9 protein-coding genes are annotated in these 12,635 nt (G+C 48.0%); 6 read left to right on the top strand and 3 right to left on the bottom strand.

The window, feature by feature from the left end; translation table 11 throughout:
* Positions 1-92 precede the first annotated feature (92 nt).
* Genes AKN87_RS06645 through AKN87_RS06635 form a run of 3 tightly spaced genes read left to right on the top strand, consistent with a single transcriptional unit; the run spans position 93 to position 2,471 of the window.
* Entirely contained in the window at positions 93-1,115 is a 1,023-nt protein-coding gene (locus AKN87_RS06645; RefSeq protein WP_053102877.1) for an aminoglycoside phosphotransferase family protein, read from the top strand.
* A 23-nt stretch (positions 1,116-1,138) separates the two neighbouring features.
* Positions 1,139-1,807 carry an N-acetylmuramate alpha-1-phosphate uridylyltransferase MurU gene (murU, locus tag AKN87_RS06640; protein WP_053102876.1) on the top strand — a complete coding sequence of 223 codons (669 nt, stop codon included), beginning with the start codon at positions 1,139-1,141 and terminating at the stop codon, positions 1,805-1,807.
* A 10-nt stretch (positions 1,808-1,817) separates the two neighbouring features.
* Positions 1,818-2,471, top strand: coding sequence for a DnaJ domain-containing protein (locus AKN87_RS06635; protein WP_053102875.1), 654 nt, complete (start codon positions 1,818-1,820; stop codon positions 2,469-2,471).
* Here AKN87_RS06635 and AKN87_RS06630 read toward each other — a convergent pair.
* Both AKN87_RS06630 and glnE read right to left on the bottom strand, forming a co-directional pair.
* The gene (locus AKN87_RS06630; RefSeq protein ID WP_053102874.1) at positions 2,468-3,052 is read right to left on the bottom strand and encodes a tetratricopeptide repeat protein; all 585 of its coding nucleotides are present in this window, start codon (positions 3,050-3,052) and stop codon (positions 2,468-2,470) included. The genes AKN87_RS06635 and AKN87_RS06630 overlap by 4 nt on opposite strands.
* Before the next feature lie 208 nt (positions 3,053-3,260).
* On the bottom strand, positions 3,261-6,185 hold the full coding sequence (gene glnE / locus AKN87_RS06625; protein WP_053102873.1) for a bifunctional [glutamate--ammonia ligase]-adenylyl-L-tyrosine phosphorylase/[glutamate--ammonia-ligase] adenylyltransferase: 2,925 nt from the start codon (positions 6,183-6,185) through the stop codon (positions 3,261-3,263).
* 276 nt (positions 6,186-6,461) lie between these two features.
* On the opposite strand from glnE, the gene aceE reads away from it, so the two are divergent.
* The 3 genes from aceE (at position 6,462) to AKN87_RS06610 (ending at position 11,360) form a co-directional block, all read left to right on the top strand.
* A complete protein-coding gene (gene aceE, locus AKN87_RS06620) occupies positions 6,462-9,116 on the top strand; it encodes a pyruvate dehydrogenase (acetyl-transferring), homodimeric type (protein WP_053102872.1) in 2,655 nt (884 codons plus the stop codon).
* Between the two features lie 14 nt (positions 9,117-9,130).
* Complete coding sequence (gene aceF / locus AKN87_RS06615; RefSeq protein WP_053102871.1) at positions 9,131-10,771, top strand: dihydrolipoyllysine-residue acetyltransferase; 1,641 nt, start codon at positions 9,131-9,133, stop codon at positions 10,769-10,771.
* A 136-nt stretch (positions 10,772-10,907) separates the two neighbouring features.
* The gene (locus tag AKN87_RS06610; protein ID WP_053102870.1) at positions 10,908-11,360 is read left to right on the top strand and encodes an OsmC family protein; all 453 of its coding nucleotides are present in this window, start codon (positions 10,908-10,910) and stop codon (positions 11,358-11,360) included.
* A 77-nt stretch (positions 11,361-11,437) separates the two neighbouring features.
* On the opposite strand, the gene AKN87_RS06605 is transcribed toward AKN87_RS06610, so the two are convergent.
* On the bottom strand, positions 11,438-12,634 hold the full coding sequence (locus AKN87_RS06605) for an aminotransferase-like domain-containing protein (RefSeq protein WP_053102869.1): 1,197 nt from the start codon (positions 12,632-12,634) through the stop codon (positions 11,438-11,440).
* Position 12,635 lies beyond the last annotated feature (1 nt).

Raw genomic sequence — 12,635 nt, 5'->3', positions numbered from 1 at the left:
GTATTATAGCCGCACGCCCCTAAGGGCTGGAAAGTGAATACGCGATAATAAAGCAACCAATGCAGAACGGCTACACCGTTAGGAGAATATGAATGCCAGAATCTACAGATAGCATCGCTGATCATCGTTTACAGCAGTTAAACAGTTGGTTGCAACAACAAATTCCACGCTTAGCCGCTGAGCGCCAGTGGGGTGAACTGAATCAGCCCAGCTTAACTGCAGCCAGTAGTGATGCTAGTTTTCGCCGTTATTTTCGCTGGCAAAGTGGTGCGCTCAGTTTAGTACTAATGGATGCACCGCCCCCCAATGAAGATTGCCGACCGTTTATTAAGGTAGCAGAGCAGCTGGCTAAAGCAGGGCTTAATGTACCAGAAATTTTAGCCGCAGATGTTGAGCAGGGTTTTTTGGTTTTATCAGATCTGGGCCTAGAGACCTGGTTGCAAGTGTTAACCACTGAGAATGCTGATCAGTTATTTAGTTTGGCAATTCAGGCTTTAATTACTATGCAATTGAACACCGACACAGCAAACTTACCTAGGTACGATCGGGCGCTGTTAGCTCGCGAGCTGAATTTGTTTCCTGAGTGGTATGTACAGCATGAATTAAAACAATCGTTCACTGCACAGCAGCAACAATTATGGCAGCAGGTATGTGAACTGCTAATTAACAGTGCACTTGAGCAACCCACTGCCTTTGTTCACCGCGATTATATGCCGCGCAACCTGATGCTGAGTGCACCTAATCCTGGCGTGCTGGATTTTCAAGATGCAGTGCAAGGGCCGATTAGCTACGATATTACGAGCTTATTTAAAGATGCCTTTGTGAGTTGGCCGGACGATAAAGTGAGCGAGTGGTTAGCCCACTACTGGCAGCAAGCGCAGGCTGTGGGTTTAAATGTAGGTACTGATTTTGCTGAGTTCCAGCGCTGGTCAGATTTAATGGGCGTACAACGTCATCTTAAAGTGATTGGGATCTTTGCCCGAATTAATTACCGTGATGGTAAGCCGCGTTATTTGGCTGATACCCCGCGCTTTTTTAACTATTTAAATACGGTGATTGCACGCCGCCCTGAGCTAAAACCATTACAGCAATTGCTCAATAGTTTGGGCCTTTAATTCAGGCAAGGATGGAGTGAAGCATGAAAGCAATGATTCTGGCTGCAGGTAAAGGAGAGCGCTTACGCCCGCTGACTTTAACTACGCCTAAACCATTAATTAAAGTTGCCGATACCCCGCTGATTGAGCACCATATCCGCCGCTTAGCAGCTGCTGGTATCACAGAACTGGTGATTAACCATGCTTGGTTGGGTGAAAAAATTGAGCGCTATTTAGGCGATGGTGCACACTGGGGAGTGTCGATTCAGTATTCGGCTGAAGCAGAACCCTTAGAAACCGGTGGTGGCATTTTACAGGCGCTACCGCTGCTTGGGCCTCAGCCCTTTATTTTGCTCAATGGTGATGTATGGACCGATTATGACTTTAGTCATTTGCGGCAGACAGCGTTGCTAGAGGGGCAGCAATTAGCTCACTTGGTGCTGGTAGATAATCCTGAGCACCATCCTTTAGGTGACTTTGCTCTGACCCAAGGGCAAGTGCAATTAAAGGGCGAATGCTTAACTTATAGTGGCATTGCGCTGCTTGATCCCCGTTTACTCAGTGACTGTGTGCCAGGTGCTTTTAAGTTAGCGCCGTTATTAAAACAAGCGATTAGCGCTGGCAAGGTCAGCGGCGAGCATTATGCCGGACGCTGGATTGACGTCGGTACCGTCGAGCGCTTGGCTGAAGCTGAATTGGCAGCACGGCAGTAGAGTTAGCTTGGTGTTCAATTGGCGTCAGTTACGAAGAGCGCGGCCGCTGCACGGTGAAAGTGCGCTGCAGCGGTTATTCTTTCTTTATTTGGGGCATGTGGCTAAGTTGGCAGGGGCGGTGCAAGCAGCGCAGATTCAGCAGTTAGAGCAAGAAATGCGTCGGCTTAGCTTAGGTAGTATGGCGGTAGACTGGATTGCTGCAGCGTGTAGCCAAGGTAAACAGCTAAATTCAGATAAGGTTTGCGCTCAGTTGCAGCGACTCACGCTTGCAATGCAGGATAAATCCGATTGGTTGGCTGCTGGCTGGCGGATGGTATATGCCTCAACCTCACCTACCATGGCTCAACTGGGTTTTTTGCAACAGTTAGCCCAGCGTTGGCAGATGAGTCCGATAGTTGCTTTAAAATTACAGCACGAGGCTCAGCAACAAGCTAAAGGTCGCCTAGTGCAGGGGCGGCAAGCAGCTTTACAGGTGCTGGGGTTGAATTATGCAGCACAGTGGCCAGAAATTAAGCGGGCGTATCGGCGCTTAACCAGTCAGTTGCATCCAGATAAATATGCTGCAGTAGCAGATGCCCAACAGGTGCAGCAGATCACTGCTCGACTCATTGCAGTACAGCAGGCCTATCAGTATTTAAAGCAGCAAGTGCAGCGCGGTGTTTAGGGAGTTAGCTTTAGTGGGGTAGAGAGCTCAGGCTCAGGCAGCAACTCTTGCATATAATTATAGAAAATTTGGCTCAGCATTTGGTTAGCCAGTTCAAGTTCTTGGCTTTGCATGCTACTGGCTACGCGGTCAGCATCATCAATTGCTTGCTCTTCGCCATTAATTGAGGCCATTTTTAAGACAATAAATGACTGCACTTTATTGCTCGGCACCCCTTGGCCATGGAAAAACAGCAAGCCTAAGCGCCATTGTGCAGTGGCATGGCCTTGCAGTGAGGCTTGTTCGAACCAATGGATAGCTTGATTTAGGTTAGGCTCAGGGCGTGACTCAAAGTACCAACCGAGCTGATATTGGGCATCGGCATCACCTTGTTCAGCTAAACGGGTGCAGTAATTTAACTGCTGAGTCAGGGCTTGGGTTAATAAAGGCTGATTTGGGTCGGCAGTTTCTTGCAGTTGGCTATGAGTGGCACTGAGTTCGCAGTTGGCTTGTGGCACGATCAGGCTGTTACTTTCAGCACGACTGATGAAGGGAACGCTTAGTAATAAACCCATCACTAGAGTACGACTGAAAATAATCATTTCAGTGAGATAACCTCGAATTTGCCAAGTAAATAAAAAAGATTCTGCTAAGTCAGATTAACTGCAGGTTTGCGCGGATAAAAGTTACAGGGCGGCCCTGCAGATTGCAACGGCTAATTAGCTAAAGCCATGCAATAAAGCAACTTTAATCAGAAAATGGCACTTTTTAGACTAATTTTACAGCACGAGAGTAAGGCGCTAAGGGCACTTACTCCAACCCCAGTGCTTGCCAGATACGTAACACCGCATGACGTTCGGGATGAAAGCTTTCCCCACCGACTACTGCTCGCTGTTTTTGCAGAGCAAAGCGGTGTGCGGCGGCGCGATAACTTTTATAGGCTTCCTGTAATAGTAGTACATCATCTTGGGTAAATAACTGGCTGGCATTCAGTGCATCTAAAATCCGAATGTTATCGGTATAGGTGACAAGTTCTGGGTATTGCCATGACCAAGCTAGGGCCGCATATTGCACAATAAACTCAATGTCGACGATGCCCCCAGCGTCTTGCTTTAGATCAAATGGCATATTCGCCTCAAAGGCGTTGGCATTACGCCCACCATCGGTAATCTGTGTGGCTAAATTATCACGCATTTTCCAGCGCATCTCGCTGACCGCTGAACGTAACTCGATTAAGTCACGCTGTTTAGCGAGTACGGTTTGCCGAACTTGATTAAAGCGCTCGGCAAGCTGTGGGCAGCCTGCTACGACCCGGGCACGCACTAAGGCTTGGTGCTCCCATGTCCAAGCTTCCTGTAGCTGATAACGTTCAAACGCAGTTAAGGTGCTGGCTAATAACCCGGCGTCACCACTGGGGCGTAGGCGCATATCTACATCATAGAGCCCGCCTGAAGTGGTGCGGGTGGTGAGCATAGAAATAATGCGCTGACCTAGACGAGTATAAAACTGGGCACCATCTACTGGGCGCGGTCCATCGGTTTCAGCTTGGGGATCACAGTCGTAAATAAACACTAAATCTAGGTCTGAACTATGTCCTAGTTCAATACCACCTAATTTGCCATAGCCCAAAATAATAAAGTTTAGCTCGCAGGGGCAGCCATCTAATTGTTTCGGATAACCATGTTTGCGCACGAGTTCTTGCCAAACTAAGAGCATGACTTGTTCTAAAATTGCTTCAGCTAGCCAGGTTAAATAGTCGCTGACCTTCATTAACGGCAAGGTTCCAGCAATTTCAGAGGCAGCTACGCGTAAACGGTGCGCCAATTTAAAGTGGCGCAGGACGTTGAGCTGTTGCTCGACATCTTCTTCCGGGACGCGCATTAAGCGCTCACGTAGTTCTGCTGCCAGCTCGGGAGCAAGCGGTGGGCGATAGAGGCGTCCCTCGTTTAACAACTCATCCAGCAGAGCAGGAAAGCGAGTAATTTGCTCGGCAATCCAAGGGCTAGCGGCACATAAAGTAATTAGGCGTAATAAAGCACCAGGATTTTCTGTCAGTAGCACCAGATATGCTGAACGCCTAGCCACCGCTTCAATCAGTGGTAAGACGCGCTCTAGCACTAAATCTGGCGTGTCATGTTCAGCGGCTTGACTTAACAGCCTAGGCATAAACGCATCTAAACGTTCACGGCCAATGCGTTGCATAGCGCGCACTTGCGAGCCATTGCGAAGCAGATGCAGGCGTTGCACCGCGGTAACGCCATCGCTATAACCGGCTTGGATAAATTGCTGGCTGGCGCTTTCATCATCAATAGTTTGTTCCCAAACCGGTAACCATTCACCGCCGATGATTTCTTCATCTTCTTCGCAGTCTGGATCGGCAATCACTTCACGAAAGTGTTTTTCTACGTCTTTACGCTCGTAAGCTAAACGCTGTAAAAACTCAGTCCAGTTAGCAAAGCCCATAATGGTGGCAATACGTTGTTGTTCGATTGGAGTATCGGGCAGGGTTTGGGTTTGTCGATCGGCCACTGCCTGTAGTGCATGCTCGGTGTAACGTAAAAAACGATACGATTCTTTCAGCTCGGTAACATCGGTTGCAGTTAAATAGCCTTGGGCTGATAAGGTATCGAGGGTATTAAGTAGTGGCCGCTGCTGTAAACTGAGATCACGACCGCCATGGATTAGCTGAAAGGCTTGGGCGATAAACTCAACTTCGCGAATGCCACCCGAGCCAAGTTTGATGTTGTCATCCATGTCTTTGCGGCGAACTTCTTGCTGAATTAATTGCTTCATGGAGCGCAACGCTTCAATTGCCGAAAAGTCCAGATAACGACGATAAACAAAGGGGCGCAAAATTCGTAATAACGCTGCACCATTACTGTGCGCACCACCCACCACGCGCGCTTTAATCATGGCGTAGCGCTCCCAGTCGCGGCCTTGATTTTGGTAGTACTGCTCCATAGCCGTAAAGCTATAGACCAGTGGCCCGCCTGAGCCATAAGGACGTAAGCGCATATCGACCCGAAAAGCAAAGCCTTGGGCAGTAATCACATCTAGCGCTTTAATCAGTTTTTGCCCGAGCCGAGTAAAAAACTCTTGGTTGTCTAGGCTGCGTTTGGCACCTTGGGTTTCACCGGCTTCAGGGTAAGCAAAAATTAAATCCACATCGGAGGACAGATTCAGCTCATAAGCACCGAGTTTGCCCATGCCCAGTACTACTAAGTGCTGTGGTTGTTGGCTGTAACGGCCAATTGGGGTGCCAAACAGGGCGCAGTGTTGTTGGTACAACCACTGATAGGCAGCATCAATACAGGCATCGGCTAGGGCTGAAACATCTCGACAGGTTTCCCCCAGTTCGGCTTGGCGGGAAAGGTCGCGCCAAATAATGCGAAACTGCTGACGATTACGAAATAAGCGCAGCTGCAAAATGAGTTGCTCTTCGGTTTCGCAGTGGGCCAGACATTGATTCAGTTGATAACGGGTTTCGCCGGGCACCAAAGTGCGATCTAGCTCACCTGAGGTAGCTAATGCAATGGTTTTATTAGGACAGCGAACGGCATATTCCAAAATAAAATCGCTGAGCGTAGCCAGGTGGAGAAACAGTGCTTGACGTTCATCAGACCAAGGAACAGCAGGCAGTTGATGTTCAGCTAGGGCATTCAGCCAACGCTGTTTGGCGCGCTGCTGAAGCGGTAATAAAGCCTCGGGTAGTGGCTCGATAAAAGCTGGAATCATGACGCACCTACTGTGAGCAAATGATAAGTGAAAATAAATAAGCTGTTTAGTTTAGCTGGCTTAGGCGTACTTTGCTTGGGCTAAAACTGGCCGAATACCTATTCGACAAAAGATTGATCTAAGCCGCTAAATAGCAGCTGACTTGCTGGTCTATTTGTAGTAAAACTACAAGAAACTAAATACGCTTTAGTGATTCTTACCAAGTACGATGACTTATCCAGTCAACTGTACAGCAGGCTTCAATAAAGCGTGAAGTCACTTTGGAGAGAGTAGGTTATGCAGGATTTAGACCCAGTTGAAACCCAAGAATGGCTAGACTCTTTAGAGTCGGTGCATGAGCGTGAAGGAGAAGAGCGCGTTCATTATCTATTAGAGCGTCTTGGTGAGTATGCTAGCCGTAACGGTACCCGTTTACCCCATGCCATTACCACCCCTTATCGTAATACGATTCCGGTGACCCATGAAGCGCGAATGCCGGGTGATTTGTTTATGGAGCGGCGAATTCGTTCGCTCGTGCGTTGGAATGCATTGGCGATGGTGATGCGAGCTAACCAAGCTGATCCTGATTTAGGTGGACATATTGCCACCTTTGCTTCAAGTGCTACCTTGTACGATATTGGCTTCAACTATTTTTTTCAGGCCCCGACAGAGGAACACGGCGGTGATCTGATTTACTTTCAAGGCCATGCCTCGCCCGGAATCTATGCGCGGGCATTTTTAGAAGGGCGTATTTCTGAAGAGCAGCTGAGTAATTTTCGCCGTGAGGTTGATGGCAAGGGTTTATCTTCTTATCCACACCCTTGGCTAATGCCTGATTTCTGGCAGTTTCCGACAGTCTCTATGGGACTTGGACCGATTCAGGCAATCTACCAAGCACGTTTTATGAAATATCTTGAACACCGTGGATTTATTACGCCTGGTAAGCAAAAAGTGTGGTGTTTCTTAGGCGATGGGGAAACCGATGAGCCAGAATCCTTAGGTGCAATTTCGCTGGCTGGGCGTGAAAAGCTGGATAACTTAATCTTTGTGATTAACTGTAACTTACAACGCTTAGATGGCCCCGTACGTGGTAACGGCAAGATTATTCAAGAGTTAGAAGGGAATTTTCGCGGTGCCGACTGGAACGTGATTAAAGTGTTGTGGGGACGTTTATGGGATCCATTATTTGCTAAAGACACTGAAGGGGTCATGCAGCAGCGTATGGAAGAGGCCGTCGATGGAGATTATCAAAACTATAAAGCCAATAACGGTGCCTTTGTCCGCAGCGATTTTTTTGGCACTGATCCACGGCTGTTAAAAATGGTGGAAGACCTCAGTGATGATGAGGTGTGGAAGCTCAACCGCGGTGGCCATGACCCCTTTAAAGTGTATGCCGCTTACCATGCCGCGGTGAACCATAAAGGTCAGCCTAGTGTGATTTTGGCGAAAACGATTAAAGGCTATGGCACCGGTAGTGGTGAAGCGCAAAACATTGCACATAATGTGAAAAAGGTCGATTTACCTAGCTTACGTTCATTCCGTGATCGGTTTGGGATTCCAGTGGATGATGACCAGCTGGAAAGCTTGCCGTTTTATCGGCCTGCCGAGGACAGTCCAGAAATTAAATACATTAAGCAAAGCCGCGAAAAGCTCGGTGGTTTTGTCCCGCAGCGGCGCAGCAAAAGTATTAGCATTCCAACGCCTCCATTAGAAACGCTAAAAGCGATATTAGATGGTACCGGTGAGCGTGAAATCTCAACCACCATGGCCTTTGTGCGAATTTTATCGCATCTAGTTAAAGACAAAGATTTGGGCAGTCGTATTGTGCCCATTATTCCCGATGAAGCTCGTACCTTTGGCATGGAAGGCATGTTTCGGCAGTTAGGCATTTACTCGGCAGTCGGGCAGCTGTATCAGCCGGTGGATCATGAGCAAGTGATGTACTACAAGGAAGATAAAAAAGGGCAAATTCTAGAAGAAGGAATCACTGAAGCGGGTGCGATGTCTTCATGGATCGCCGCAGCCACTGCGTACAGCACCCACAATCAGCCTATGTTGCCTTTTTATGCTTTCTACTCGATGTTTGGTTTTCAGCGTATAGGCGATTTGGCTTGGGCAGCTGGGGACATTCGAGCGCGTGGTTTCTTGATGGGCGGTACTGCGGGGCGCACTACGCTTAATGGCGAAGGTTTACAGCATGAAGATGGGCATAGCCATATTTTGGCAGGCACTATTCCTAATTGTCACAGCTATGATCCGGCCTATGGCTATGAAATGGCGGTAATTATCCAAGAGGGTATTCATCAGATGTTGGAGCTGCAAAAAGATTGCTTTTACTACATCACCATGATGAACGAATCCTATGTGCAGCCTGCCATTCCTCAGCAGGAAAATATTGAGCGTGACATTATTCGCGGCATGTATTTGCTTGAAGAAGATAAGCGCCAATCAGAGCTGCATGTGCAGTTATTGGGAAGCGGTACGATTTTGCGTGAAGTACGCGAGGCAGCGAAAATTCTACGGGATGAGTTTGGAGTAGGTGCTGACGTATGGAGTGTGACCAGTTTTAATGAGCTACGCCGCGATGGTTTAGAGGTGGAGCGCTGGAACCGTTTACATCCCCGTGAGCCGATGCGTTTAAGCCATCTTGAGCAGTGTTTGACAGAGCGGCGTGGTCCAGTGGTGGCCTCAACGGATTATATGAAACTGTACGCTGATCAGGTACGGCAATGGATTCCACAAACCACTTATAAAGTTTTAGGAACCGATGGCTTTGGCCGCAGTGATACACGTAAAAAACTGCGCGATTTCTTTGAAGTGGATCGGCATTGGGTGGTGTTAGCGGCGCTTGAAGGGTTAGTAAAAGATGGACAGCTAGAGGCACAAGTACTGCTGGATGCGATGCAAACATTTGGTATTGATGCCAACAAACCCAACCCACTGGACTGCTAAGAAGGAGTAAGGCGATGACCACTGAATTAATTCGCGTGCCTGATATCGGTAATGGTGAAGGTGAGGTAATTGAGTTATTTGTCAAAGTCGGCGATGAAATTGAAGCGGAGCAAAGTTTGCTGACGCTGGAGTCTGATAAAGCCAGTATGGAAATTCCAGCGCCGAAAGCAGGGATTATTAAAAGCTTAAAGGTACAGCTAGGGGATCGTTTAAAAGAAGGCGATGAATTACTGGAGTTGGAGGTCGAATCGGCAGCGGTTGAAGCTACTGAGTCTGCAGAGCAAAGCCAGTCAACGACAGAGCAAGCGAGTGAAGAGCAGGCTGAATCTTCAGTAGCGCCCGCTGTTAAGTCAGCAACTGAAATAAGTGCTGAAGAGCAAGAGATTAAAGTGCCAGATATTGGTTCCACTGGTAAAGCACGGGTGATTGAGCTGATGGTGGCGGTGGGTGATCAGGTGCAAGCGGAAGATTCACTGCTGACGCTGGAATCAGATAAAGCCAGTATGGAAATTCCATCACCCGTTGCCGGTGAGATAACTGAAGTGCTGGTGCGCTTAGATGCTGAAGTGGGTACAGGCGATTTAATTTTTAAAATTAAAACTCAAGTTGCTGCAAGTGAAGCAGAAGCTACACCTGATACAACCGCCCCAGCAACAGAGTCAATGGCACCAGCAGAGCCTATTGATACGGCTACCTCTGTATCCGTTGCGCCGATTAGTCAACCGACTAAACCTGTAAAAGCCAAAAGCCAAATACATGCCGGCCCTGCGGTACGAAAATTAGCCCGTGAATTTGGGGTGGATTTAGGCTTAGTGACTGCGACTGGGCCGCACGATCGGATTGTTAAAGAAGATGTGCAGTTGTATGTGCAAACTGTCCTTAGCAAACAAAAGGCTGCGAGTGGAGAAGCGCCGGGCGCAGGTATTCCGCCTATTCCTGAAGTTGACTTCTCACGCTTTGGTGAAGTAGAAGAGGTCGCCATGACCCGTTTGCAGCAAATTGGGGCGACTAATTTGCATCGTAGCTGGCTGAACGTGCCACATGTTACGCAGTTTGAGTCGGCAGATATTAGTGAGCTCGAAAAATTTCGAGTGGCACAAAAAGTGGTAGCGGAACAAGCAGGGGTCAAATTAACCATTCTGCCGTTTTTACTAAAAGCCTGTGCTCATTTGTTAAAAGAAATGCCAGATTTTAATAGCTCATTAGCACCGAGTGGTACGGCATTAATTCGCAAAAAATACGTGCATTTAGGCTTTGCAGTTGATACGCCTGAGGGCTTATTGGTACCAGTGATTCGGGATGTGGATCAAAAAAGTTTGCTGCAATTAGCCGCTGAAGCAGCAGAGTTAGCCGACAAAGCCCGTAATAAAAAACTTAGCCCTGATCAAATGCAAGGTGCGTGCTTTACTATTTCAAGCTTGGGACATATTGGTGGAACCGGTTTTACTCCGATTGTGAATGCTCCTGAAGTAGCCATTTTAGGTGTATCGCGCGCCACCATGCAGCCGGTTTGGAATGGCAAGAAGTTTAAGCCGCGCCTGCTGCTGCCGTTGTCATTATCCTATGACCACCGAGTAATTAATGGTGCTGCGGCTGCTCAGTTTACCCGGCGCTTAAGTGATCTGTTAGCAGAAATTCGCAGTCTGCTATTGTAAAACTAGCGAAGTTCGCGCCAATGCCCAAGCCTAGCCTTGGGCATTTTTTATGGGTTATATAGCCATTAGTTATTTATGGTTCGGCAGATATAGCGTTAGATTGATTTTTTAGCGACGAGTTAGGGAGAAGCGGGTTATGGCAGTAGAGCAGGTCAATGTCTGTGCTGAGTTACAACAAGGGGTTGCAGTTAAGGTGCAGGCGCGTCAATTTGAGCTCATGCTAGATGAGCCCAAGAGCTTAGGCGGTACGGATACTGGAATGAATCCTGTGGAAGCATTGTTGGGCGCTTTAGGTGCTTGCCAGGCCATTGTAGCTCGGGTCTATGCCGCCAAGTTTAATGTGGTATTGGACGGATTTAACGTTAAGTTAGAGGGCGATTTGGATCTTGATGGGTTTTTAGGCAAGTCAGAGGTGCGTCCTGGCTATTCAGCGATTCGTTACCAGTATTGGATTGAGTCGCCTTCGGCGAAAGAGGATGTTGCAGCCTTAATTAAGTTTGTGGCTGAAAAGTGTCCGGTGGGGGATAGTTTGGCTCAGGGTGTTGCGCTGTCGTTAAATGGAGTGCACTTAAATCAACAAGTGCTATAGCAAAGGCGTGGAGTTGTTAGTGTAGTAATAATCAAGCCGCAGAATATGCGGCTTGATTAGTGTTATGGTGCTGAAATTTAGAGTTGTTCGCGAATCAGTTGCCCTAAAATTTCAATGCCTTGACGAATACGCTCTTCAGATACCGTCACAAAACTGAGACGGAAGGTATTCGTTTTAGCTTCGGCGGTGGCGTAGAAGGGTTCGCCAGGAACAAAGGCTACATTTCGCTCAATAGCTTTTTGCAGTAACTCATTGGCACTCATATGCTCAGGTAAGGTGACCCAGAGGAACATTCCTCCTTCGGGACGAGTCCAGTGCACGCCTTTAGGGAAGTAATGCTGCATTGCGTCCAGCATAAATTGGCATTGGCGTTTATAGAGTTCACGCACCGTTGGTAAATGCTGTTTTAAGAAACCATTTTTTACCGCTTCATAAACGGCCATTTGCGTAACGGTTGGTGAGTGTAAGTCGGTGGCTTGTTTAATTTGCACCAGCTTATCGATAATTGCTGAAGGTGCCACGATATAGCCTAGACGCAAACCAGGCGCTAATACTTTAGAGAACGAACCTAGGCGGATCACGGTTGCACCCGCTTTGCGGCCTAGGCTTAGCAAGCTGGGCTGTGGGCTGCCAATATAGCGCAGTTCGCCGTAGGGGTCGTCTTCGATAATCGGTAAGTTAGCGGCAGCACAACGCTCAACAAACTCTTGGCGACGTTCAGCACTCATGGTGCGGCCAGTAGGGTTTTGGAAGTTCGGCAGCGCATAAATAAAGCGCGCGCCTTGAGCTTTAGCAGTGGACACTTCCGCAGGAATTAAGCCGCCTTCATCGGTATCCATCGCTACGTATTCAGGCTCAAACACAGAGAAAGATTGGAGGGCGCCGAGATAGGTTGGCGACTCCACCAGTACTTTACTGCCATTATCAATAAATAATTTACCCAGCATGTCTAAGGCTTGTTGGGAGCCGGAAACAATTAATACTTCATTAAGATTAATTTTGACATCGTCGGTACTGAGATCATCAGCTACCCATTGACGGAGTGGAGTATAACCTTCGGTTGGGCCGTATTGCAGTGCTTCACGGCCATCATTAGCGAGTACCTGATCAAAGGCTTGACGTAATTCAGGAATAGGAAATCCATCAGCTGAAGGAAGGCCGCCAGCAAAGGAGATAATTTCCGGTCGAGTGGTGACTTTCAGGATTTCTCTAATGGCGGAACTGGTGAGCTGATTGGCTCGGTTAGAAAAAGTATATGAATGCTGAGAATCCATG

The organism is Thiopseudomonas alkaliphila (assembly GCF_001267175.1).
GTDB classification, from domain to species: domain Bacteria; phylum Pseudomonadota; class Gammaproteobacteria; order Pseudomonadales; family Pseudomonadaceae; genus Oblitimonas; species Oblitimonas alkaliphila.
The sequence above is the reverse complement of the archived record's forward strand: the minus strand, read 5'-3'. Positions and strand labels throughout refer to the sequence as shown.

Excerpts from the sequence above, each read along its gene's own strand:
- glnE (WP_053102873.1), bottom strand. The coding sequence starts at position 6,185 with ATGATTCCAGCTTTTATCGAGCCACTACCCGAGGCTTTATTACCGCTT.
- AKN87_RS06630 (WP_053102874.1), bottom strand. The coding sequence starts at position 3,052 with ATGATTATTTTCAGTCGTACTCTAGTGATGGGTTTATTACTAAGCGTT.
- murU (WP_053102876.1), top strand. The coding sequence starts at position 1,139 with ATGAAAGCAATGATTCTGGCTGCAGGTAAAGGAGAGCGCTTACGCCCG.
- AKN87_RS06610 (WP_053102870.1), top strand. The coding sequence starts at position 10,908 with ATGGCAGTAGAGCAGGTCAATGTCTGTGCTGAGTTACAACAAGGGGTT.
- aceF (WP_053102871.1), top strand. The coding sequence starts at position 9,131 with ATGACCACTGAATTAATTCGCGTGCCTGATATCGGTAATGGTGAAGGT.
- AKN87_RS06605 (WP_053102869.1), bottom strand. The coding sequence starts at position 12,634 with ATGGATTCTCAGCATTCATATACTTTTTCTAACCGAGCCAATCAGCTC.
- aceE (WP_053102872.1), top strand. The coding sequence starts at position 6,462 with ATGCAGGATTTAGACCCAGTTGAAACCCAAGAATGGCTAGACTCTTTA.
- AKN87_RS06645 (WP_053102877.1), top strand. The coding sequence starts at position 93 with ATGCCAGAATCTACAGATAGCATCGCTGATCATCGTTTACAGCAGTTA.